The 23,756-nt window shown below is 56.0% G+C and carries 22 protein-coding genes; 5 read left to right on the top strand and 17 right to left on the bottom strand.

The window, feature by feature from the left end; translation table 11 throughout:
- From ACRDD5_RS10810 to ldtC, 3 genes are all read left to right on the top strand, one after another.
- A partial coding sequence (locus ACRDD5_RS10810; RefSeq protein WP_438676761.1) for an acyltransferase family protein occupies positions 1–984 on the top strand: 984 nt, incomplete at its 5' end.
- A gap of 108 nt (positions 985–1,092) precedes the next feature.
- Positions 1,093–4,539, top strand: coding sequence for a transcription-repair coupling factor (gene mfd / locus ACRDD5_RS10805; protein ID WP_438676760.1), 3,447 nt, complete (start codon positions 1,093–1,095; stop codon positions 4,537–4,539).
- A gap of 157 nt (positions 4,540–4,696) precedes the next feature.
- Positions 4,697–5,650, top strand: a complete 954-nt coding sequence (ldtC, locus tag ACRDD5_RS10800) for a L,D-transpeptidase LdtC (RefSeq protein ID WP_438676759.1) — start codon at positions 4,697–4,699, stop codon at positions 5,648–5,650.
- Between the two features lie 77 nt (positions 5,651–5,727).
- On the opposite strand, the gene bhsA is transcribed toward ldtC, so the two are convergent.
- Positions 5,728–5,985 carry a multiple stress resistance protein BhsA gene (bhsA, locus tag ACRDD5_RS10795; protein ID WP_271283923.1) on the bottom strand — a complete coding sequence of 86 codons (258 nt, stop codon included), beginning with the start codon at positions 5,983–5,985 and terminating at the stop codon, positions 5,728–5,730.
- A gap of 244 nt (positions 5,986–6,229) precedes the next feature.
- On the opposite strand from bhsA, the gene ACRDD5_RS10790 reads away from it, so the two are divergent.
- A complete protein-coding gene (locus tag ACRDD5_RS10790) occupies positions 6,230–6,865 on the top strand; it encodes a TetR/AcrR family transcriptional regulator (protein WP_438676758.1) in 636 nt (211 codons plus the stop codon).
- Positions 6,866–7,348: 483 nt separating this feature from the next.
- Here ACRDD5_RS10790 and ACRDD5_RS10785 read toward each other — a convergent pair whose 3' ends face one another.
- The 8 genes from ACRDD5_RS10785 to hinT all read right to left on the bottom strand — a co-directional run bounded on the left by ACRDD5_RS10785 (position 7,349) and on the right by hinT (position 13,443).
- The gene (locus ACRDD5_RS10785; RefSeq protein WP_271283925.1) at positions 7,349–7,888 is read right to left on the bottom strand and encodes a glycine zipper 2TM domain-containing protein; all 540 of its coding nucleotides are present in this window, start codon (positions 7,886–7,888) and stop codon (positions 7,349–7,351) included.
- A 197-nt stretch (positions 7,889–8,085) separates the two neighbouring features.
- Positions 8,086–9,390 (bottom strand): NAD(P)/FAD-dependent oxidoreductase, encoded by a 1,305-nt coding sequence (locus ACRDD5_RS10780; protein WP_271283926.1) that lies wholly within the window; start codon positions 9,388–9,390, stop codon positions 8,086–8,088.
- A 237-nt stretch (positions 9,391–9,627) separates the two neighbouring features.
- Positions 9,628–10,170 (bottom strand): alpha/beta hydrolase YcfP, encoded by a 543-nt coding sequence (gene ycfP / locus ACRDD5_RS10775; RefSeq protein ID WP_271283927.1) that lies wholly within the window; start codon positions 10,168–10,170, stop codon positions 9,628–9,630.
- Positions 10,171–10,204: 34 nt separating this feature from the next.
- Complete coding sequence (gene nagZ / locus ACRDD5_RS10770) at positions 10,205–11,230, bottom strand: beta-N-acetylhexosaminidase (RefSeq protein ID WP_438676757.1); 1,026 nt, start codon at positions 11,228–11,230, stop codon at positions 10,205–10,207.
- Between the two features lie 11 nt (positions 11,231–11,241).
- On the bottom strand, positions 11,242–12,027 hold the full coding sequence (gene thiK, locus ACRDD5_RS10765; RefSeq protein ID WP_438676762.1) for a thiamine kinase: 786 nt from the start codon (positions 12,025–12,027) through the stop codon (positions 11,242–11,244).
- A 19-nt stretch (positions 12,028–12,046) separates the two neighbouring features.
- Positions 12,047–12,697, bottom strand: coding sequence for a penicillin-binding protein activator LpoB (gene lpoB, locus ACRDD5_RS10760; RefSeq protein ID WP_271283929.1), 651 nt, complete (start codon positions 12,695–12,697; stop codon positions 12,047–12,049).
- 10 nt (positions 12,698–12,707) lie between these two features.
- On the bottom strand, positions 12,708–13,082 hold the full coding sequence (locus tag ACRDD5_RS10755; RefSeq protein WP_271283930.1) for a YcfL family protein: 375 nt from the start codon (positions 13,080–13,082) through the stop codon (positions 12,708–12,710).
- A 1-nt stretch (position 13,083) separates the two neighbouring features.
- Positions 13,084–13,443 (bottom strand): purine nucleoside phosphoramidase, encoded by a 360-nt coding sequence (gene hinT / locus ACRDD5_RS10750; protein WP_438676756.1) that lies wholly within the window; start codon positions 13,441–13,443, stop codon positions 13,084–13,086.
- Between the two features lie 356 nt (positions 13,444–13,799).
- On the opposite strand from hinT, the gene fhuE reads away from it, so the two are divergent.
- Positions 13,800–15,989: a ferric-rhodotorulic acid/ferric-coprogen receptor FhuE gene (gene fhuE / locus ACRDD5_RS10745; RefSeq protein WP_438676755.1), complete on the top strand. Its 2,190-nt coding sequence runs from the start codon at positions 13,800–13,802 to the stop codon at positions 15,987–15,989.
- Positions 15,990–16,145: 156 nt separating this feature from the next.
- On the opposite strand, the gene ptsG is transcribed toward fhuE, so the two are convergent.
- The 8 genes from ptsG to acpP form a co-directional block, all read right to left on the bottom strand.
- The gene (gene ptsG / locus ACRDD5_RS10740; RefSeq protein WP_271281746.1) at positions 16,146–17,579 is read right to left on the bottom strand and encodes a PTS glucose transporter subunit IIBC; all 1,434 of its coding nucleotides are present in this window, start codon (positions 17,577–17,579) and stop codon (positions 16,146–16,148) included.
- Positions 17,580–17,876: 297 nt separating this feature from the next.
- Positions 17,877–18,671: a metal-dependent hydrolase gene (locus ACRDD5_RS10735; RefSeq protein WP_438676754.1), complete on the bottom strand. Its 795-nt coding sequence runs from the start codon at positions 18,669–18,671 to the stop codon at positions 17,877–17,879.
- A gap of 10 nt (positions 18,672–18,681) precedes the next feature.
- The gene (gene holB, locus ACRDD5_RS10730; RefSeq protein WP_438676753.1) at positions 18,682–19,686 is read right to left on the bottom strand and encodes a DNA polymerase III subunit delta'; all 1,005 of its coding nucleotides are present in this window, start codon (positions 19,684–19,686) and stop codon (positions 18,682–18,684) included.
- Positions 19,683–20,324 (bottom strand): dTMP kinase, encoded by a 642-nt coding sequence (gene tmk / locus ACRDD5_RS10725; RefSeq protein WP_271281749.1) that lies wholly within the window; start codon positions 20,322–20,324, stop codon positions 19,683–19,685. Before tmk ends, holB begins: the two co-directional genes overlap by 4 nt.
- Positions 20,314–21,336, bottom strand: coding sequence for a cell division protein YceG (yceG, locus tag ACRDD5_RS10720; RefSeq protein ID WP_438676752.1), 1,023 nt, complete (start codon positions 21,334–21,336; stop codon positions 20,314–20,316). Before yceG ends, tmk begins: the two co-directional genes overlap by 11 nt.
- A 2-nt stretch (positions 21,337–21,338) precedes the next feature.
- Entirely contained in the window at positions 21,339–22,148 is an 810-nt protein-coding gene (gene pabC, locus ACRDD5_RS10715) for an aminodeoxychorismate lyase (RefSeq protein WP_438676751.1), read from the bottom strand.
- Positions 22,149–22,290: 142 nt separating this feature from the next.
- The gene (gene fabF, locus ACRDD5_RS10710) at positions 22,291–23,532 is read right to left on the bottom strand and encodes a beta-ketoacyl-ACP synthase II (protein ID WP_271281752.1); all 1,242 of its coding nucleotides are present in this window, start codon (positions 23,530–23,532) and stop codon (positions 22,291–22,293) included.
- A gap of 89 nt (positions 23,533–23,621) precedes the next feature.
- Positions 23,622–23,756: acyl carrier protein (gene acpP, locus ACRDD5_RS10705; protein ID WP_080218502.1), on the bottom strand; the 135-nt coding region annotated here is incomplete at its 5' end.

Below are 23,756 nucleotides of genomic sequence, written 5' to 3'. Positions count from 1 at the left end.
CATCTGGATGCGCTGCAGGCCCCGCTTTCGACGCTGCTCGCCAAATGCTGGGTCTATTTTAATCTCTATCTGGCACCGTTTCGCATGCCGGTATTCTTCTTTATTTCGGGCTATCTGATCCGCCGTTACATTGACGGCGTCGACTGGAAAACCTGCGTCAATAAAAGGCTGTGGAGCATTATCTGGGTGCTGGCGCTGTGGGGCGTATTGCAGTGGCAGGCGCTGACCCATCTGAATGCGTGGCTGGCACCGGAACGCGATCTCAGTAGCGCGTCGAACGCCGCCTACGCCGACTCGCTGATGGGCTTTATCACCGGGATGCTCACCGCCAGCACCAGCCTGTGGTACCTCTACGCGCTGGTGGTCTATTTCACACTGTGCAAACTGCTGCACCGCTGGAAGCTGCCGCTGATTGGCCTGCTGGCGCTGGTCAGCATCGCGATTAATTTCCTGCCGCTGCCGTGGTGGGGAATGAACAGCGTGGTGCGTAATATGGTCTATTACAGCCTGGGCGCCTGGTACGGCATGCAGTTGATGACGTGGATGCAAACCCGCGTCTGGCGCCGCGACGGGCTGGCGGTGGCCGCCTTTGGGCTGGTCTCGGTTGCGCTGTGGTTCGCCAACGTTCCCCTGCCGCTGTCGCTGCTGTCGATTCTGCTGATCATGACCGTGTTTTACCGCTTCGAGCAGCGCTACGCCGTGCAGCCTGACAACCTGCTGAACGTGGTAGGTTCTAACACCATTGCGATTTACACCACTCACCGCATTCTGATTGAAGGGGCCAGCCTGGTGCTGATCGGCGAGCTGAACGCGGGCCGCTGGCCGGTGTGGGCCGAGCTGACGCTGATCCTGGTCTATCCGTTCGTCAGTTTGCTGGCCTGCACGCTGGTAGGACTGGGGGCGCGCAAGCTCTCCAGCGCCCTGATGGGGGATATTTTCTTTAGCCCGCCCGCGCGTCCTGCACCGGCTCAGGCTGCGCGCTAACGCCCGACTTCACGCTGCGTGCGGTTCGGGTTTGCTAATGCAAAACGATCAAGGATAATAAAGACATTGTGTATCAGTGATATGCCCATAAGAGATCCTGACAAAGCCATGCCTGAACAATATCGTTTTACCTTGCCCGGCAAAGCGGGCGACCAACGCCAGTTGGGTGAACTCACGGGTGCGGCCTGCGCCACGCTGGTTGCCGAGATTGCAGAGCGCCATCCAGGGCCAGTGGTGTTGGTTGCGCCGGACATGCAAAACGCCCTGCGCCTGCATGATGAAATCCGCCAGTTTACCGATCATCTGATCACCAGCCTGGCCGACTGGGAGACGTTGCCCTACGACAGTTTCTCGCCGCACCAGGAAATTATCTCCTCGCGGCTCTCCACGCTGTATCAGCTGCCGACCATGCAGCGCGGCGTGCTGATTGTGCCGGTCAATACCCTGATGCAGCGCGTCTGCCCGCACAGCTATCTGCACGGGCATGCGCTGGTGATGAAAAAAGGCCAGCGTCTCTCAAGGGATGCCCTGCGCGTCCAGCTCGACAGCGCCGGTTATCGCCATGTGGATCAGGTGATGGAGCACGGGGAATACGCCACCCGCGGCGCCCTGCTCGACCTGTTCCCGATGGGCAGCGCCCAGCCCTATCGCCTGGATTTCTTCGATGATGAAATCGACAGCCTGCGCCTGTTTGATGCCGATACCCAGCGTACGCTGGAGGAAGTTGAGGCCATTAACCTGCTGCCCGCCCACGAGTTCCCGACCGACAAAACCGCCATCGAGCTGTTCCGCAGCCAGTGGCGCGATAAGTTTGAGGTCAAACGCGATGCGGAGCATATCTATCAGCAGGTGAGCAAAGGTACGCTGCCTGCGGGGATCGAATACTGGCAGCCGCTGTTCTTTAGCGAGCCGCTGCCAGCGCTGTTCAGCTACTTCCCGGCCAATACGCTGGTGCTCAACACCGGCGATCTGGAGGCCAGCGCCACCCGCTTTGAGAGTGAGACCCGCGCGCGCTTTGAGAATCGCGGCGTTGATCCGATGCGCCCGCTGCTGGAGCCGGAGCTGCTGTGGCTGCGCACCGACGAGCTGTTCAGCGAGCTCAAGCGCTGGCCGCGCGTGCAGCTCAAAACCGGCAATCTGCCGGACAAAGCCGCCAACACTAACCTGGCCTATCAGGCCTTACCGGATCTGGCCGTGCAGGCGCAGAACAAATCCCCGCTGGATAACCTGCGTAAGTTCCTCGAAGCCTTTACCGGACCGGTTGTCTTCTCGGTGGAGAGCGAGGGGCGTCGCGAGGCATTGGGCGAACTGTTAGGCCGCATCAAGCTGGCGCCGAAGCGGATCCTGCGTCTCGACGAGGCCAGCGGTAACGGCCGCTATCTGATGATCGGCGCTGCCGAACACGGGTTTATCGATACGCTGAATAACCTGGCGCTGATCTGCGAAAGCGATCTGCTGGGCGAACGCGTGGCGCGCCGTCGTCAGGACAGCCGTCGCACCATTAACCCGGATACGTTGATCCGCAACCTGGCGGAGCTGCATCCGGGTCAGCCGATTGTCCATCTGGAACACGGCGTGGGCCGCTATGCGGGGATGACCACCCTGGAGGCCGGTGGCATCAAGGCCGAATACCTGATGCTGATTTATGCGAACGACGCCAGGCTGTACGTGCCGGTGTCGTCGCTGCATCTGATCAGCCGCTACGCGGGCGGAGCGGAAGATAATGCCCCGCTGCACAAGCTCGGGAGCGATGCCTGGACGCGGGCGCGGCAAAAAGCGGCGGAAAAAGTGCGTGACGTGGCGGCCGAGCTGCTGGATATCTACGCCCAGCGGGCGGCGAAAACCGGCTATGCCTTTAAGCACGACCGCGAGCAGTATCAGCTGTTCTGCGACAGCTTCCCGTTTGAAACCACTCCGGATCAGGCCCAGGCGATTAACGCGGTACTGAGTGATATGTGCCAGCCGCTGGCAATGGACAGGCTGGTGTGCGGCGACGTGGGCTTCGGTAAAACCGAAGTCGCAATGCGCGCCACCTTCCTGGCAGTGGAGAACAACAAGCAGGTGGCGGTGCTGGTACCGACCACCCTGCTGGCGCAGCAGCATTATGATAACTTCCGTGACCGCTTCGCCAACTGGCCAGTGCGCATCGAGATGCTGTCGCGTTTTCGCAGCGCCAAAGAGCAGGCGCTTATTCTGGAGCAGGCCAGCGAAGGCAAAATCGACATTCTGATCGGCACCCATAAACTGCTGCAAAGCGACGTGAAATGGAAAGATCTGGGCCTGCTGATTGTCGATGAAGAGCACCGCTTTGGCGTGCGCCACAAAGAGCGCATCAAAGCGATGCGCGCCGACGTGGACATCCTGACCCTTACCGCCACGCCGATCCCGCGCACGTTGAATATGGCGATGAGCGGCATGCGCGACCTGTCGATTATCGCCACCCCACCCGCCCGTCGTCTGGCGGTGAAAACCTTTGTCCGTGAGTACGATAGTCTGGTGGTGCGCGAGGCAATCCTGCGTGAAGTGCTGCGCGGCGGCCAGGTCTATTACCTCTATAACGACGTTGAGAATATCCAGAAAGCGGCAGACAAACTGGCCGAGCTGGTGCCGGAGGCGCGGATCGCCATCGGTCACGGCCAGATGCGCGAACGCGAGCTGGAACGGGTGATGAACGATTTCCACCACCAGCGTTTTAACGTGCTGGTCTGCACCACCATTATCGAAACCGGGATCGATATTCCTACCGCCAACACCATCATTATTGAACGGGCGGATCACTTTGGGCTGGCGCAGCTGCACCAGCTGCGTGGTCGTGTCGGACGCTCGCACCATCAGGCCTACGCCTGGCTGATGACCCCACACCCGAAAGCAATGACCACCGATGCGCAAAAGCGCCTTGAAGCCATCGCCTCGCTGGAAGATTTGGGCGCAGGCTTTGCGCTTGCGACGCACGATCTCGAGATCCGCGGTGCGGGCGAGCTGCTCGGGGAAGATCAGAGCGGCTCGATGGAGACCATCGGCTTCTCGCTGTATATGGAGTTGCTGGAAAACGCCGTCGATGCCCTGAAAGCCGGGCGCGAGCCGTCGCTGGAAGATCTCACCAACCAGCAGACCGAAGTGGAACTGCGGATGCCTGCCCTGCTGCCGGATGATTTTATCCCTGACGTGAATACCCGCCTGTCATTCTACAAACGCATTGCCAGCGCCAAAGACGAAGCCAGCCTCGACGAGATTAAAGTGGAGCTGATCGACCGCTTTGGTCTGCTGCCGGATGCGGCACGCAACCTGCTGGATATCGCCCGTTTACGCCAGCAGGCGCAGAAGCTGGGGATCCGTAAGCTGGAGAGCCATGATAAAGGCGGCGTGATTGAGTTTGCCGAGAAGAACCACGTCGATCCGATGTGGCTGATTGGCCTGCTGCAGAAACAGCCCCAGCATTACCGGCTGGATGGCCCGACGCGGCTGAAATTCACCCAGGATCTGGCGGAACGCAAAACGCGCATGGACTGGGTACGCACCTTCGTCCGTCAGCTCGAAGAGAACACCGTTGCCTGACGGATGGCCGGGTGAGTGCTTGCACTCACCCGACTTTATTCTCCCGCACAATTTACAAACTCTTTGCACTTCACCTGGATTTCCCGACACACCCATTGGCCATAATTATTGATTAACGTTCAGATAACAATAATCTTTATTGCTATGGATGCTGGTGATGATGACCTCTTCGCGTTTTACCCGTTGGATAACGCTGGCTGCGCTGCTGGCAACGGTGGCTCTTTCCCTGCCCGCGCGTGCCAATACCTGGCCTCTTCCCCCTGCCGGGAGTCGGTTAGTGGGCGAAAACCGCTTTCATGTGGTGGAAAATGACGGCGGCTCGCTGGAAGCGATTGCCAAAAAATACAACGTCGGTTTCCTGGCGCTGCTGCAGGCCAACCCGGGCGTTGACGCCTACGTGCCGCGCGCAGGCTCGGTGCTGACCATTCCGTTACAGACCCTGCTGCCCGATGCCCCGCGGGAAGGGATCGTGATTAACCTCGCCGAACTGCGCCTCTACTACTACCCACCGGGTAAAAATGAGGTCACGGTTTACCCGATCGGCATCGGTCAACTGGACAGCGACACCCTGACGCCAACGATGGTGACCACCGTGTCGGACAAACGCGCCAATCCGACCTGGACCCCGACGACCAATATTCGCGCCCGCTATAAAGCCCAGGGTATTGATTTGCCTGCCGTAGTCCCTGCCGGACCGGAAAACCCGATGGGCCATCACGCGATCCGCCTTGCGGCCTATGGCGGGGTGTATCTGCTGCACGGGACCAATGCTGACTTTGGTATTGGTATGCGCGTGAGTTCCGGCTGCATTCGCCTGCGTGATGGTGATATCGAGACGCTGTTCCGCGTGATCCAGCCAGGCACCAGGGTCAATATCATGAATACGCCGATTAAGGTCTCTGAAGAGCCGGGCGGTGTTCGCCTTGTCGAGGTGCATCAGCCGCTGTCGAAACAGCTTAATGACGATCCGCAAACCCTGCCGATTGTGCTGAATGCCGCAATGCAGAGCTTTAAAGCCAGCGCTGATGAGGCGGTAATGGAGCGTGCTCTGGAGGCGCGTGCCGGGATGCCGATTGACGTGACCCGTCATTCTGAAATCCAGTCGCTGTAATATTTTACGCAAAAAAAAACGCTCTGCCTGTGCAGAGCGTTTTTTTATCGCAGTGGCATAAGAGGGTTATGCACTGCTTATTTGTAGATAACCGCAGTACCGTGCAGGTTGTTCGGACCGGTAACAGAGGTGATACGGAACGATTTCGCACCCATTTCATCGGCTTTTTGCGCCAGCTGGCTTTCCAGTGAACTCAGGTTAGTCCCGGCATTCGCCGAGATGGTGCCAAGTTTCTGTTGATCGGCAGGCGTGGCCTGTACCTGAACGGCAGCAAAGCTGGCAAATGAGAGTGAGCTCAGTACGGTAGCGGCGATCAGCATTTTTACGTTTTTCATATTTATTACCTTAATTGCAGATGACAGGGAGGTCGTAAGAATTAACTTAACGATCGATAACTAAATGATAAGTGTGATCCGGGTCACACGTCAAATTATTTTTATAACGACCGTTAAAATAAATTCAAAAGCGTTAAAATTCATATTGATATAAAGAGAAGTTTTTTATGCAATCAGCGCTGGTCGTCACCCTGGATTATTTTTATAATGGTCGTTCAACAAACCAACAGAGGTACAACGGCTGATGACAACCGACGACACGCGTTGCGTAAAAAAAAGCCGTGGCCGACCAAAAGTGTTCGACAGGGACGCGGCGCTCGATAAGGCTATGACGCTGTTCTGGCAGCACGGGTACGAAGCGACTTCGCTTGCCGATCTTGTGGAAGCGACCGGGGCCAAAGCGCCGACGCTGTATGCTGAATTTACCAATAAAGAGGGGCTGTTCCGTGCGGTGCTGGATCGCTATATCACCTGCTTCGCCGCCCGCCACGAAGCCCAGCTGTTTTGCGAAGAGAAGCGCGTAGAACAAGCGCTGGAAGACTATTTCACCGCCGTCGCCACCTGCTTCACCAGCAAAGAGACGCCGGCGGGCTGCTTTATGATCAACACCTCCGCGACGCTTGCTGCTGCATCAAAAGAGATTGCCTTAACGGTGAAATCCCGGCATGCGATGCAGGAAGAGACGCTGAGCCAGTTTTTGTTCCAGCGCCAGCAGCGCGGTGAGATCCCCGCCGGATGCGATCCTAAAGCCCTGGCACAGTATCTGAGCTGTATTTTACAGGGCATGTCGATCAGCGCCCGCGAAGGCGCAAGCCTGGAGAATTTGCAGAAGATTACGCGCATGACCCTGCGCCTGTGGCCTGAACTGCTAAAAGCCTGACGATTCAGGGCGGTACCCCGCCCTGATCTTATCCTGCCCGCTCGGCTTTGCCGAAAACTCGCTAAAACCGATCCCCTCTCGTCAACCACCTGCTATTCTTAACGAGTGATAATTGTTCTGCTAATGATTAGCGGAAATTAACCACGGAACCTGCTTTTCTGGCTAATCACATTCAGAAGGAGAATAGACATGATTTTACTATTACCATTGATTAAGGTGTTGATAGTAATCACTGTGTTATTCGGTCTCTGGGTTTTATGTGGTGGTTCAGTTTTATTTGCTTTTGTCTCCGTACTGATTACGGGATTTTTGCTACTGCGACAGTATAACGATTTTGACCTGTAACCACTGTAACCCAGCCCTGCCTTAAGAAAGACCTTGTCTTTGCCGCGCTATGCGTGGGCATGAGAAGGTCTTTTTTATGCACAAAAAAAGCTCCCCAGCCTGAGCGAATGGGGAGCCAAGTGCAGAGAACAGATTTTTTTATGCTTTGTTATTCAGTACCAGCTGACCTTCATTGTTCAGCGGAATTTGCGTGCCGGGGTCTTTATCCATGCGGATTTTGCCCTGCTGATCGCCAATTTTGTACGTCACATCGTAACCGAGCATTTTTTCCGATTTGTCATACACGGTTTTACAGCGCTGCTGCGTGGTGGTGTAGGTGTCACGATCCTGCATAGCGCCCTGAACCTGATGACCGGCATAGCCGCCCCCCAACGCACCTGCTACGGTGGCGATATCTTTCCCACGCCCCCCGCCAAACTGATGACCAATCACGCCGCCCGCTACCGCGCCCAGTACGGAACCGGCAATCCGGTTTTCATCCTGTACAGGACGACGGTGCGTCACGGTGACGTTACGGCACTCCTGGCGCGGAGATTTAACCGTCTCTTTAATCGGGGTCGCCGAAACGACCTGTGCATACTGCGGGCCACGCTCAAACACATTCAGACTGGCAACTGCCGCCACGCCTAACGCGGCAACCACGCCAATCCCTATACCTGCCACCATGGATTTATTCACGGGACAACCTCCTTTTTATTGCTATTGGTAACAATTCTGCAACCAAAGAGGGGTAATCGCAAATCAGATAAGGGCGCAAAAATGGGGGAACAAGCGGGAAAACGGCGTGATTCAGAGAACTCTTAGCCTGTGAAAGGCATTGTGCAGAGCGATATGCTGTAAAAAGCCCCTCCGGCGCGTGCGGAGGGGCGCAGGGATCAGTGCAGCTTCAGGCGCGGACGGATCACCCGGTTGATACTGCCCACCAGCATCATCAGCCCGGTTTTGAAGTAACCGTGTAGCGCGACCTGGTGCATACGGTACAGCGAGATGTAGACGAAGCGTGCAATACGCCCTTCCACCATCATCGAGCCACGCATCAGGTTACCCATCAGGCTGCCGACGGTTGAGAAGTTAGAGAGCGACACCAGAGAGCCGTGGTCTTTGTAGACGTAGGTCTTCAGGGTTTTGCCCTTCTCCTGGGCGAGGATGTTATGCAGCGCCAGGCTGGCCATCTGGTGTGCGGCCTGGGCGCGCGGCGGCACAAATCCGCCTTCCGGACGGGCACAAGAGGCGCAGTCGCCGATGGCGTAGATATTCGGATCGCGCGTCGTTTGCAGCGTCGGTTCCACCACCAGCTGGTTGATGCGGTTGGTTTCCAGACCACCGATCTCTTTCATGAAATCAGGCGCTTTAATGCCCGCCGCCCAGACCATCAGATCGGCTTTGATGTGCTCGCCATCTTTGGTGTGCAGACCGTGTTCATCGGCGCTGGTGACCATTGTCTGGGTCAGGACACGCACGCCCATCTTGGTCAGCTCGCTGTGTGCAGCGCTGGAGATTCGCGGCGGCAGCGCAGGCAGAATACGCTCACCCGCTTCCACCAGCGTTACGTTCAGCGCGTCGTTGGTCAAACCTTTGTAACCGTAGCTGTGCAGCTGTTTCACCGCGTTATGCAGTTCGGCAGAGAGCTCAACGCCGGTCGCACCGCCGCCGACGATGGTAATGTTGACCTTGCCATTCGCGCCGAGGTTATTGGAGTATTTCAGGAACAGGTTCAGCATTTCCTGGTGGAAACGACGCGCCTGGTGCGGGTTGTCGAGGAAGATGCAGTGCTCTTTCACGCCCGGGGTGTTGAAGTCGTTGGAGGTACTGCCCAGCGCCATTACCAGGGTGTCGTACGCCAGCTTGCGCTCCGGCACCAGCAGCTCGCCCTTCTCATCGCGCAGCTCCGCCAGGGTAATGGTTTTGCTTTCACGATTGATGTCCATCACTGAACCCAGCTGGAACTGGAAATCGTGGTTGCGCGCATGCGCCAGATAGCTCAGCGCATCCACGCCCTCATCCAGAGAGCCGGTGGCCACTTCGTGCAGCAGCGGTTTCCACAGATGGCTATGGTTGCGATCAACGAGCGTAACTTTGGCTTTTTTACCGCGTCCGAGCTTTTTACCCAGCTGCGTAGCCAGTTCTAAACCGCCAGCACCGCCGCCCACAATCACTATCTTTTTCAATGGCGTAGTCAACGTGACCCCCTCAAATTATTAACCAATTGTTAACTAAAAGTTATAAAAATAACCTTTAGTTAACAACAAGTTACAGCACTGAAACCATTCAACTGCCATGAGAATAACATGATCGGTGCATTGGTCATACCAAAATTGATGTGCGTCAAGTTTTGCCGCTTGAAAATTAATCAAGCTTAGCAAAAAGAAAACCCGGCTAACGTTTCGTTGCCGGGTTTAGGTGAAAAAGCGAGGGGATTAACCTAAGGTTTTAAAGGCCTTGATGCGCTGCAGGTGCGGGGCGATATTCTTGAACTTATGCGTCTGCTGTTCATCCCAGACAATTTCATAGTAGTGGTGCAGTAGCTCCGCCGAGCGCGAACTGTTAAGGGCTTCGTCGCTGCGGGAGAGGATCACCAGGCAGCGATCGCGGTTCTTCTCGCGGAAGTTGCTCACGCATTTGGTGGCGATATCCACATACTCTTCCGGCCGGTCGATTTTGCCCTCCATGTTCTCATTCGGGAACAGGTTCGGGTTGAACACCACCTGGCGGATATCACACAAGAAGCCAATACGCTCCGCCCAGTATCCCCCCAGGCCGACGCCGCAAATCAACGGACGCTCATCAACGTTTAGCTGCAGCATTTTGTCCACTTCTTTCAGCAGATGCTGCATATCGTGTTTCGGATGACGCGTGCTGTAGCTAATCAGCCGTACATCCGGATCAATAAACTGCAACTGCAGGACTTTCTCGTGATTACCGGGACTGTTCGAATCAAAACCGTGCAAATAGATGATCATCGTATCCTCGCCACACTACGCTTACCAGGAAGGGTTACTGCTCCGCTTTATGCGCCTGCCATTGCTCATGAAGCGCCTCAAGCTGCGCATTCACGGTTTTCCAGCGTGCGGAATCCCGCAGCTCCTGACGGCTAAAAGAACCTTTATGATACAATTGTGTAACACGCTCAGCATTGATCGGCGACAGGTTATCCAACACGCTGACGGCACCTTTACGATTATTGCAGACCAGGATCATATCGCAACCCGCATCCAGCGATGCCTGACCGCGTTCCGCGTAGCTCCCCATGATCGCCGCCCCTTCCATCGACAGATCGTCAGAGAAAATCACACCGTTAAAGCCCAGCTCCTGACGCAGCACGGTTTTTAGCCAATGCGGCGAGCCGCTGGCCGGGCGCGGATCAACATCGGTGTAGATCACATGCGCAGGCATAATGGCATCGAGCTTGTTGTCGCTGATAAGCGAGCGGAAGATAGACATGTCTCTGGCGCGGATCTGCGCCTCAGCGCGCGGATCGCGCGGGGTCTCTTTATGCGAGTCCGCCGTCACGGCACCGTGACCCGGGAAATGTTTGCCAGTGGTTTTCATTCCGGCATCATGCATGCCGTCAATAAAGCGGGTCGCCATCTGCAGCGCTTTTTGCGGCTCGTCATGATAAGCACGCTCACCGATGGCGGCACTGATATGCCCGACGTCGAGCACCGGGGCAAAGCTGATATCAATATCCATGGCAATCATCTCGCTGGCCATCAGCCAGCCCGCATCCTGCGCCAGTTTACCGCCCTCTTCCATCCCGAGCAGCGCAGCAAACGACTGGGCAGCCGGCAGACGGGTAAAGCCATCGCGAAAACGCTGTACCCGACCGCCTTCCTGATCCACGGCCACCACCAGACGGTGATGCGAAGCGTCGCGGATCTGGCGAACCAGCTCGCGCAGCTGCGCCGGATCGTGATAATTGCGGGTAAACAGGATCAAGCCCCCTACCTGCGGATGCGCCAGAATTTCACGCTCTTCCGCATCCAGCTCATAACCTTCCACATCCAACATGACCGGACCCACACACACCTCCCTTATTCCATTTTTGATAACTGGCGCCAACTTGCATCGGCCAGTGCAATAAATTGTTTGTCTTGCGTTTGCTGCCAGCGCAACTCAAACCAGCCCGCCATCAGCATCAGTACCCAGGGGCGCCAGCGCGCCACCTGACGCTGTAGCAGGGTTAAATCCAGCTTCGCGGCTTGCGCATAGGCGGCCAGCAGATGCTGACGCTGTGCGCTATTGTCGGTCCAGACGCTGGCAAGCTCCAGCGCAATGTCACCGTCACCCGCATATTCCCAGTCCAGCAGCCGGGGCCCTGACCGGGTGATGACGATATTACCTGCATGGACATCCATATGCAGTGGCGCCAGTCTCAAAGGTCGCGGCTCGCCCCGTTTTTGCAGCCGTTTATACCATCGTAGCCACGACGGTGTACGCCGGGAGGGCGAAGCCTGTAGCCAGTATTGCTCCAGCAGCGGCATCAGGGTGATGCGCCAGCCAAACGGCGGCTGCTGATGCAGATGAATAAGCATTGCGACAAGCTCAGGGGCGGGTGGCAGCGCGGGGGCGACATCACCGGCCAGATAGTCAACCGCCAGCCAGTCGGGGCTGAAAAAGTGCGGCCTGGGTGCAAGGTCGGCGGGAAGATGGCGTAGCGCGTGATACTGGCGGCGAAAATGGGCCCGCGTGGCAAGCCCGGCATGATACTGACGCAGCACCAGGCGGTGCGAATCATGCTCAATAATGCAACTCGCGCCGCTCAGTCCGGGGTGGGCCTGCGGCGCGAGAAGACGATAGTGCGGGAAAAAGCGCGACATCAGCGTGTCGCGCGTCAGATTACTGTTGCTGAACTGCACCTTTACCTGACCAGATAATTTCACCTGTCTGAACCAGCATCAGCTGCATTTGCAGGGCTGGTGCGTTGACGTTGCCGGTCGCACTGGAGTAAAGCACGTACTGCGCGCCCACGTTGCGGGCAATGCCGATAGCTTTACTGCGCGATCCGAGGCTGTCCTGCGGTGAAAGGCCTAACTGCTGCTTGGCCACACCCAGCTGCTGGGCCGACACCAGAGTAAATTTCCCGTTGTTCGCCAGCGCATTGCGCAGGGTTTCCGTCGCTTCACCGGCGTTCAGGCTGCCATTGGTGCGGTTATTGACGCTATCCACCAGCAACACGCTGCCTGCGGTAACGCCCTGGGCCTGCAGCATTTTACCCACCATCGGCTGCATCGCACCGTTCCAGTCGTAATGACGTTCGCGCGGCGCAGGCTGAGCGGTGGCATCCGGATGTTCAATCGGACCCGGCTGCGACGGTACCGTTGGCACGCTTGGCACCACCGGGACCGGCTGCGTCGGCTGAACCGGCTGCTCGGTGCCCGGCTTCACTTCTTCTACCGGCGCAGGTGGCTGCTCAGTGCGGCTAATACAGCCCGACAGGAAAAGTGCAAAAGCCGTGACGAGCGCGTAACGACTGATGTTTTTAATCAAGGTTCACCCCTCAAAGATATAGATAAAGTCTGACCTTATGCGCACCCAGATAATTCGCGCTGCCGTACAGCGTGATCGCCGATCTTGCCGGGAGAGTCACGCTGCGCGGCGCCTCAAGCGGGTGCATTTCCAGGCCTCTGGCGTCATACCAGAAAAAACGGTAATGGACGGTAACCGGCTCATCTCTTTCATTAAACAGCGAAGAGGACGCGGACGGATTGGTGTCGCTCACCGTCAGCGAAGGTTGGTCGGCGGTGATCCCGGCCGCCAGCACGGATGATTCCATGACCAGCGTCTGATCGTCATTGACCGGTATTGACGGTTTGCTGCTGCATCCCGCCAGTAGCATCACCACGACCAGCGCCGCCGTCCATCCTCTTTGCATGTTAAAGACCTTTATGCGCCAGCATCGGCCCCAGCGGTCGACCGCCCAGCAGATGCATATGAATGTGATAAACTTCCTGACCACCATGGCGATTACAATTCATGATCAAACGATAACCGTCTTCGGCAACCCCTTCCTGCTCAGCAATTTTTGCTGCTACTGTCAGCATACGGCCTAAAGCCACTTCATGCTCAGTTTTCACATCATTGACCGTCGGAATCAGAATATTAGGAATGATCAGGATATGAGTCGGCGCCTGCGGTGAAATATCGCGAAAAGCCGTGACCAGTTCATCCTGATAGACGATATCTGCCGGGATCTCGCGACGGATAATTTTACTGAAAATGGTTTCTTCAGCCATGAGGTTTTCCTTATTCATTTAATCTGGCGGCGTGCCCGGCAACAACCTACCTGGCGCAGGCGCATAATAATGTGATGCAACGCATGAGTATGAGCGACTTTCTCCTGACCTTTCAACCTTATCCCTCGATTTCTTTCTTTATCGTGCAATTTCTGCCCTGACGTTCACCGCCCCTCCCCCTGAAATCCTGAAACCTAATTTCATTTACGGCTGAAACGTCTGTTTACAGGTTTAATCACAATGCGTATATTTCGCATTTGCATTTTCATGCGCATTTTTAACATAGAAAACGACCTCAGACTGTGCTTACAGAACTGGGGCATAACATTCACAATTCACTCAGAAAGGGTTTTTCGATGTCTTTCATGAATCACTCCAGGGACGGGCAACGCCAGCCAGTCGCCAAACCATCGCTGCTGGCAGCCTGTATTGCTTTCGCGTTAATCCCCGCAACCGGCTTTGCCGCACCGACCGAAGACACCGTGATTGTTGATGGGACTGCCCAGTCGGGTTCTGCCTCTGATGACAGCCAGGACTACAGCGTCAAAACCACGACCGTGGGCACCAAAATGCAAATGGTCCAGCGTGATATTCCGCAGTCGGTGACCATCGTCAGCGAACAGCGCATGGAAGACCAGCAGCTGCAGACCCTGGGCGACGTGATGGACAACACAATGGGGATCAGCAAAGTCAGTACTGACTCCGACCGCAGCAACTTTTACTCCCGTGGTTTTGCCATTGATAACTATATGCTCGATGGCATTCCCACCTATTTCGAATCGCGCTGGAACCTGGGTGATTCTCAGTCAGACACGGCTCTGTATGAGCGCGTTGAAATCGTACGCGGCGCAAACGGTCTGATGACCGGAACAGGCAACCCGTCTGCGGCGATCAATATGGTGCGTAAGCATGCCACCAGCCGCGAATTTAAAGGTAATTTGTCTGCAGAATACGGTAGCTGGAACAAACAGCGCTACGTGATGGACATGCAAAGCCCGCTGACGGAAGACGGCAATCTTCGCGGCCGCATCGTGGCGGGATATCAGGACAGCGACTCCTGGCTCGACCACAATAACCAGAAACGCACCTTCTTCTCCGGTATCCTCGACGCCGACCTGGGCACCAGCACTTCGTTATCCGCCGGCTACGAATATCAGCGTAACGACACCAACAACCAGACCTGGGGTGGCCTGCCGCGCTGGAACACCGACGGCAGCGTCCTGCATTACGATCGTGCCCACAGCACGTCGCCTGACTGGGCGTACAACGACAAAGAGTTCAACAAAGTCTTCTTTACCCTGAAGCAGCGCTTTGCTGACGACTGGCAGGCGACGCTGAATGCGACCCATACCGAAGCCAAATTCGACAGTAAGGCGATGTATATTGATGCCTTTGTCGATAAGAGCACTGGCAACCTCGTCGGCCCGTACGCGAGTTACGGTCCAGGTTATGATTACGTTGGCGGTACCGGCTGGAACAGCGGTATTCGTAAAGTGGATGCGGTGGACCTGTTTGCAGACGGTGGCTATGAGCTGTTAGGCCGTCAGCATACCGTAATGATTGGCGGCAGCTTCAGCCGTCAGACAAACCGCTATACCAACTCCTGGGCGAACGTCTACCCGGATGAGCTGGGCAATTTCTACGACTATAACGGCCATTTCCCGGAAACCAACTGGGGATCGCAGTCGCTGGCACAGGACGACACCACCGACATGAAGTCGGTCTATGCGGCAACCCGTATTTCGCTGGCCGACCCGCTGCACCTGATTCTGGGCGCGCGTTACACCAACTGGCGCGTCGACACCCTGACCTACGGCATGGAGCAGAACCACACCACGCCTTACGCGGGTCTGGTCTTCGACATCAATGACAACTGGTCGACCTACGCCAGCTATACCTCTATCTTCCAGCCGCAGAACTACCGCGACAGCTCGGGTAAATACCTTTCCCCGATCACCGGTAATAACTACGAAGCCGGCCTGAAATCCGACTGGATGAACAGCCGTCTGACCACCACGCTGTCCGTGTTCCGCATCGAGCAGGATAACCTGGGCCAAAGCACCGGCCAGATGATTCAGGGCTCCACGGATACGGCATACAAGAGCGTAGACGGCACCGTGAGCAAAGGCGTTGAGTTCGAAATCAACGGCGCGCTGACGGATAACTGGCAGATGACCTTCGGTGCAACACGTTACGTCGCGGAAGATAACGAAGGCAAAGCGGTTAACCCGAACCTGCCGCGTACCACCGTGAAACTGTTTACCAGCTATCGTCTGCCGGTTATGCCTGAGCTGACCGTTGGCGGTGGCGTTAACTGGCAAAACGGTGTGTACACTTACCAGGATACCCCGTACGGCACCTGGCGTGCATCGCAAGGCAGCTACGCGCTGGTGGACCTCTTCACGCGTTATCAGGTCACCAAAAACTTCTCCCTGCAGGGTAATCTGAACAACCTCTTCGATAAGACTTACGACACCAACGTCGAGGGTGAGATTGTTTATGGCGAACCGCGTAACGTGAGCGTAACCGCCAGCTATCAGTTCTAATCATTAACCCACTGTTTAAGGGAGCCAAATGGCTCCCTTTTTTACGTGTGGTGGCTATGCTCTGGCTCAGGTAAGCGCAGCGCCACCGGGCGTTTCATAAACCACAGACGTAAAAAAGGCAGCCATTCGGCTGCCTTAGTCTCCCCAGGTCACAACTTAGTTGTTGCGGATGTATTCATCCATTTCGGTTTTCAGGTTATCGGATTTAGTACCGAAAATTGCCTGAACACCCGAACCTGCAACAACAACGCCCGCTGCGCCCAATTTTTTCAGGCCAGGTTGGTCAACTTTAGCCACATCGGCAACGCTCACACGCAGACGAGTGATACACGCGTCCAGGTTAGTGATGTTGTCACGGCCGCCGAAAGCTGCAATCAGCGCTGGCGCCATTTCGCTGGTAGACGTTGATTTCACGTCGTCAGACGCATCTTCACGGCCTGGTGTTTTCAGGTCCAGTGCTTTGATCAGCACGCGGAAGATGGTGTAGTACAGCACCGCGTAGCACGCACCCACGATTGGGAACAGCCACAGTTTGCTGCTGTTACCAGACAGTACGATGAAGTCGATCAGACCGTGCGAGAAGGATGTACCGTCACGCATACCCAGCAGAATACAGATTGGGAATGCCAGTCCTGCCAGTACCGCGTGGATGATGTACAGGATCGGCGCAACGAACATGAAGGAGAACTCGATCGGCTCGGTGATACCGGTCAGGAACGAGGTCAGCGCTGCGGAGATCATGATGCCGCCCACTTTTGCACGGTTCTCTGGTTTAGCAGAGTGCCAGATTGCAATCGCAGCAGCCGGCAGACCGTACATTTTGAACAGGAAGCCACCAGACAGTTTGCCTGCAGTTGGGTCGCCAGCCATGTAACGAGGGATGTCGCCATGGAAGACCTGACCTGCTGCGTTGGTGTATTCGCCGATCTGCATCTGGAAAGGAACGTTCCAGATGTGGTGCAGACCAAACGGTACCAAGCAACGCTCAATGAAGCCGTAGATACCGAACGCCACAACCGGGTTCTGGTAAGCAGCCCATTGGGAGAAGGTCTGGATTGCGGAACCAATCGGAGGCCAGATGAAGGAGAGGATCACGCCAGTGAAAATCGCCGCCAGGCCAGAGATGATTGGAACAAAACGCTTACCAGCAAAGAAGCCCAGATACTCAGGCAGCTTGATGCGATAGAAGCGGTTAAACATATAGGCCGCAATCGCACCCGAGATAATCCCGCCCAGAACACCGGTATCAGCCAGGTGTTTTGACGCGATCTCTTCAGGTGGCAAGTGCAGTACCAGAGGTGCAACCACAGCCATGGTCTTAACCATGATGCCGTATGCAACTACAGCGGCCAGTGCAGATACGCCGTCGTTATTGGTGAAGCCAAGCGCAACGCCGATGGCGAAGATCAGTGGCATGTTTGCAAAAACAGAACCGCCTGCTTCGGCCATCACATGAGAAACTACGGCTGGCAGCCAGCTGAAGTTTGCAGAACCGACGCCCAGCAGGATACCTGCGATAGGCAGTACGGATACTGGCAGCATCAGCGATTTACCGACCTTCTGCAGGTTAGCAAATGCATTCTTAAACATAATTGAGAGTGCTCCTGAGTATTTGTGCTTTTTTTACGTTTTCACGCATTGGCCCGGGGGGAGAACCGTGCCGTGGACAGGACATCTAAGCGCCCTTTATTTATTACACAGAGTAAAATAAATCCGCGTATCTTTGTTTGACGGCTATCACGTTTCAGCTTAAGGCCTCTGAAAAACTTTCAGAATTTTACAAAAGCTGTTACTAAATGTCTCCAGAAAAGCCTTCACCGCCCCAAAAAGGGCGGTGAACTGTACTCGCTTTGATTATTAATTACGAGCCTTAAAAAAACAGGCTAATCAGGCAGATTGCAGGCGGGAGGGGTTGATGTGAAACAAGCTGGCAAAGTTATCTGTGGTAATGCGTGCCAGTTCTTCAACCTCGACGCCTTTCAAAACGGCCATATACTCGGCCACATCCCGTACCATCGCGGGTTGATTTTCTTTACCGCGATGCGGTACCGGAGCCAGATACGGGGAATCTGTTTCCACCAGCAGGCGATCGAGCGGTACGTAGCGCGCAGCCTCACGTAGCTGCTCCGCATTACGGAACGTCACGATCCCGGAAAACGAGATATAAAAACCCATATCCAGCAGCTTGCCCGCTGTTTCTCTGTCTTCTGTGAAACAGTGTAGTACGCCACCACAATCCGTCACCTTTTCTTCTTTCAGGATCTGAAGCGTATCGGCGCGCGCATCGCGGGTATGGACGATCACCGGCTTGTTCAGCTCCCGGCCTATGCGGATATGATCGCGAAACGACTCCTGCTGGCGGGGTTTTGTTTCCGGCGTATAAAAATAATCCAGCCCGGTCTCCCCCATAGCGACGACGCCCTCTTCCGCCGCCATGCGGCGTAAATCCTCAACGTCGTAAGCTTCGTCCTGGTTCAGGGGATGGACGCCGCAGGAAAACACCACGTTGTCGCGTACGCCCACCAGTTCGCGCAGGGTGCGGTAGCCAAGTAAGGTCGTGGCCACGGCCAGACAAAATTTCACGTCGCGGGCGGCGGCTTTCGCCAGCACGTCATCGACGTTTTTATGCAGGGATTGATAATCCAGGCCATCAAGATGGCAGTGTGAGTCGACTAAAAACATAATGTCTCTCTCAGAGGTGAGAAATGGGCAATGTGGTGCCCGGTTGCAGGTAATGCTCAAAAGTGAGTAACAGGTCAGTCAGAACCAGCTCCCGGTTCAGCCCCGTTACGCTAAGAAGGTGTTCCCGACACTGGCACACGTCACTAAACATAGCGCGCAGCGCCACGCCCGGCAGGCGTTGCGCGAGGTTGCTGACGAGCGGCCAGGCATCGGCATTGCTGAGCAGGGTCGCGCCCTGCTGAATTTTGAGTGCGTCAAGCAGCAAGGCCGCGAGCCAGTGCAGCCGTTCGCTCGCCTGATCATGGTTTAACACTGACAGCAAACTCAGCCAGTCGCCGCTATCAGGCACTGCACCGAGCGTCTGACAAAGCAGCTCCCGCTGCGCCCAGACCTTCTGCTGCAATAAGTCCAGCGCCGCGGCAGGCGCGCCGCCGCACAGACGCAGCGCGCTCAGCGCTGCCTCTTGTGACACCGTCACTTCTCGTGCAAGCCAGCTGATTGCCCAGGCTTCCGGCGGTACGCTGAGATGATGCAGACGACAGCGGCTACGCAACGTTGCCAGCAGTCGGCCCGGTTCACGGCAGGCCAGCAGGAACCAGGTATTCTCTGGTGGCTCTTCCAGCGTTTTGAGCAACGCGTTGGCCGCCGCTTCGGTGAGCTGGGCGGCATCTTTCAACCAGACGACTTTTGCTCCGCCAAGACGCGCGCGTTCGTACAATTTTTCGTTAACTGCACGCACTGCATCGATGCCGAGGGAGGTTTTTCCCTTCTCCGGCTCAAGCGTGTAATAGTCCGGGTGCGTCTGGGCCTGCATCAGCTGACAGCTCCGGCACTGGCCGCAGCTTTTATGTCCCTGTGGTTGCTGGCACATCATGTAGCGGCTGATGGCGTAGATCAGCGCATCATCGCCCATACCCGACAGCGACTGAATCAGTAACGCATGATGCCCCCGTCCAGACTGATAGCTGTTGACCAGCTGCTCAAGGTGCGGGCGCAGCCATGGATACCATTTCATGCCTGTTGTTCCTGCAGCCAGTCGGTGATCGTGTTACGAATGTCATTCAACACATCGTCCAGCGGCTGTGTGGCATCAATGGTGCGGATGCTGCTGTCCTGCGCGGCAAGTTCACGGTAACGGGCACGGGTACGATTGAAAAAGTCCAGCGACTCCTGCTCAATGCGATCCAGTTCACCGCGCGCGCGGGCACGCTTCAGGCCCACTTCTGGCGTGACGTCGAGGTACAGCGTCAGGTTCGGACGAAAATCTCCCAGCACTGCATCGCGAAGCGTCGCGAGCATCTGCTGGTCAATACCACGACCGCCGCCCTGATAGGCTTGCGTGGAGAGGTCATGGCGATCGCCAATCACCCAGCAGCCGCGTGCAAGCGCGGGCTTAATCACCGTATCAACTAGCTGCACGCGCGCGGCGTAGAACATCATGACTTCTGCTTTGTCAGTAATCACCTCATCGCCGACCGATTTTATGTCCAGCACCAGGCTGCGCAGTTTTTCTGCCAGCTGCGTGCCGCCCGGTTCGCGGGTGAAGATCATCTCTTCGATGCCTTGCTGTTTAAGCGTCTCAACCACCGTATTCCGTGCGGTTGTTTTTCCGGCGCCTTCCAGCCCCTCAATGACGATGTAATTACTGCGCATTTTTTTCCTTAAGTGCCTTCAGATAGTCCTGGACCGAACGATTATGACCGGCAAGATTGGTGTTAAATGTGTGTCCACCCTTTCCGTCGGCGACGAAATAGAGATACGGCGTTTTCGCCGGATGTGCGGCAGCCGTCAGTGACGCCTGACCCGGCGTAGCGATAGGTCCCGGCGGTAATCCGCTAATGACGTAGGTATTATAAGCCGTTGGGGTTTCCAGGTCTGCACGCGAAATCTTGCCTTTGTAGTTCTCCCCCATTCCGTAAATAACGGTCGGGTCGGTCTGCAGGCGCATGCCAATACGCAGACGATTAATAAAGACCGAAGCAACCTGATCGCGCTCGTGGGCAACCGCAGTCTCTTTCTCGACGATGGAGGCCATGGTCACAAACTGGTTTTGATCCTGATACGGCAGACCGTCCATCCGCCCTTCCCAGGTTTTATCGACTGCCTCGACCATTTTCTTGTGCGCACGCTGCAGCAGGGCCACATCCGTGGTGCCAGCGGTATACATCCAGGTATCGGGCCAGAACCAGCCCTCTACCCACTCGGGATGGTCAAACTTTAGCACCCTGGCCACGGTCGCATAGCTGTCGTCCGGCAGGGTGTGCTTGATATAGGGGGCATTACGCAGCTGCTGCAGGTAATCGCTCAGCCGCATCCCTTCTACCAGACGAAGCGGGAACTGGGCTTCTTTACCGCTTTCGAGTAACTGCAGCATCTCGGTGACGGTCATTCCCGGGGTCAGGCGGTACGTTCCCGCTTTGAAATGCGACAGCTCCGGCTGCACGCGCAGCAACCACTGGAAGACGCGCGGACGGTTAATGATCTTATCAGCATACAGCTGATCGCCCAGCGCGAGGCGCCCGGTGCCCGCTTTCAGGGTGAAGATGGTCTCTTCAGCGATAAGAATTGGGCTGCCCGCCAACTGGCGAACCTTCCACATCCCCACGCCAGCGGCGATGCCCAGCACGACAATGACGAGGAGAATAAAACGTAGCATTTTCTTCATGACTATCTGGTTTGCTCACACAGAGGGGCTAAAAATGAGTACAACTCACGCGATGACAAGCGTTGAGAACCATACTGGCGGACTGGGATCACCGGCATCAGGGCATTACAGACGACTATTTCGTCAACGCTGCTCAGCGCGGCCTCACGCTCGTACACTTCGACAACGCGGGATCCCGCGAGTGCCAACTGTTGCAGACAAAACTGTCGCATCAGGCCGTTCACCCCTGCCTGATCCAGCCGGGGGGTAAATACATCACGGCCCCGTCGCCAGAATAAATTTGCCGCACAGCATTCCGTAATGAACCCGTCGCTGTCAAGAACCAGCGCTTCATCGGCGGTTGTCTGTTCAAGATGGGTACGGATCAACACCTGCTCAAGGCGATTAAGATGTTTAATTCCGGCAAGCTGCGGGTTACGTCCCAGACGGACCGGACTTAACGCCAGGGTAATCCCCTCGACGCGCCAGCGATCGTAATGGACAGGATAAGCGGAAACGGAAAGGATTCGCACGGGATGCTGGCAGTTGGCCGCGCTGTAACCTCTGCCGCCGCTGCCACGGCTAATAATGACTTTGAGCACGCCGCGCTCAACACCCTGCGCCAGCTCAATCATTTCGCCAGTCAGTTCCTGCCACGCGGTAAAAGCGATGAACAGTTTTTCGCAGGCCACCTGCAGGCGTTGCAGGTGAGCATCAAGCATACAGACTCTGCCCTCTACAATGCGCGCCGTGGTAAAACAGCCGTCGCCAAACTGGATAGCCCTGTCACTCGCCGGAAGAACTGCCTGCTTCATGCCATTTATCAAGAACATGGTGGCTCCTTAAAGGTGGTCGGGTAGTTTGGCAGGATGAAATGCCTGGGACAAGGGAAGAAAACTGAATAAAAAAGGCCCGACAAGCGGACCTTTTTTATCAATTTGTCGGGTAGCACAGTGGCTAACCCGACTTACAGCGTCAGACCTTTTTAAAGATCAGAGAGCCGTTGGTGCCACCGAAGCCGAAGGAGTTACACAGGGTGTACTCCAGACCGCTGACCTGGCGTGCTTCGTGCGGAACGAAGTCCAGATCGCAACCTTCATCCGGGTTATCCAGGTTGATGGTTGGCGGAACAGCCTGATCGCGCAGCGCAAGGATGGAGTAGATAGACTCTACTGCACCCGCTGCACCTAACAGGTGTCCGGTCATGGATTTGGTGGAGCTCACCATCACACGGCTGGCTGCATCGCCAAACACAGACTTAACGGCCTGCATTTCTGCTTTGTCGCCCGCGGGCGTAGAGGTACCGTGCGCATTCACATAGCCAATCTGGCCCGGTTCGATACCCGCATCGCGGATAGCGTTAACCATTGCCAGCGCAGCACCTGCCCCGTCTTCCGGCGGAGAGGTCATGTGATAAGCATCGCTGCTCATGCCGAAACCAATGATTTCTGCATAAATTTTTGCGCCACGTTTCTTCGCGTGTTCGTACTCTTCCAGTACGACCATGCCCGCACCGTCGCCCAGCACAAAACCATCACGGTCTTTATCCCACGGACGGCTTGCCGCCTGCGGGTTGTCGTTACGGGTAGACAGCGCACGCGCAGCACCAAAACCACCGACACCCAGAGGGGTACTGGCTTTTTCAGCACCACCGGCAACCATAGCATCTGCATCGCCGTAAGCGATGATACGCGCCGCCTGGCCGATGTTGTGCACGCCGGAAGTACAGGCTGTCGCGATAGAGATGCTAGGGCCACGCAGGCCGAACATGATGGTCAGATGACCGGCCACCATGTTAACAATCGTTGACGGAACAAAGAACGGGCTAATCTTACGCGGGCCACCGTTTACCAGAGAGGCATGGTTTTCCTCGATTAAGCCAAGACCGCCAATCCCGGAGCCGATAGCGGCGCCGATACGGGTTGCGTTCTCTTCCGTAATTTCAAGGCCAGAATCCTGCATGGCCTGCCAGCCTGCAACAATTCCATATTGAATGAAGGCATCCATCTTGCGCTGTTCTTTGCGCGAGATGATTTCTTCACAGTTAAAATCCTTTACTAAGCCAGCAAATTTCGTTGCATAGGCGCTAGTATCGAAATGGTCGATTAGGCTGATGCCACTCTGACCGGCAAGGAGAGCTTTCCAGGTGGACTCTACGGTATTGCCGACAGGAGATAACATGCCAAGTCCGGTCACAACTACACGACGCTTAGACACGCTTGTCCTCCAGGGAGGGAAAAAAAGAGAATCGGGGGACTACACAAGAAAAAACACAGGCGGTCGAATGACCGCCTGGAGATGCTCACTTACGCCTGGTGACCGTTGATGTAATCAATGGCAGCCTGAACGGTGGTGATTTTCTCAGCTTCTTCGTCCGGAATCTCAGTATCAAACTCTTCTTCCAGAGCCATTACCAGCTCAACGGTGTCAAGAGAATCTGC

Source organism: Silvania sp. (genome assembly GCF_051656365.1).
Classification (GTDB): domain Bacteria; phylum Pseudomonadota; class Gammaproteobacteria; order Enterobacterales; family Enterobacteriaceae; genus Enterobacter; species Enterobacter hatchlandensis.
The sequence above is the reverse complement of the archived record's forward strand: the minus strand, read 5'-3'. Positions and strand labels throughout refer to the sequence as shown.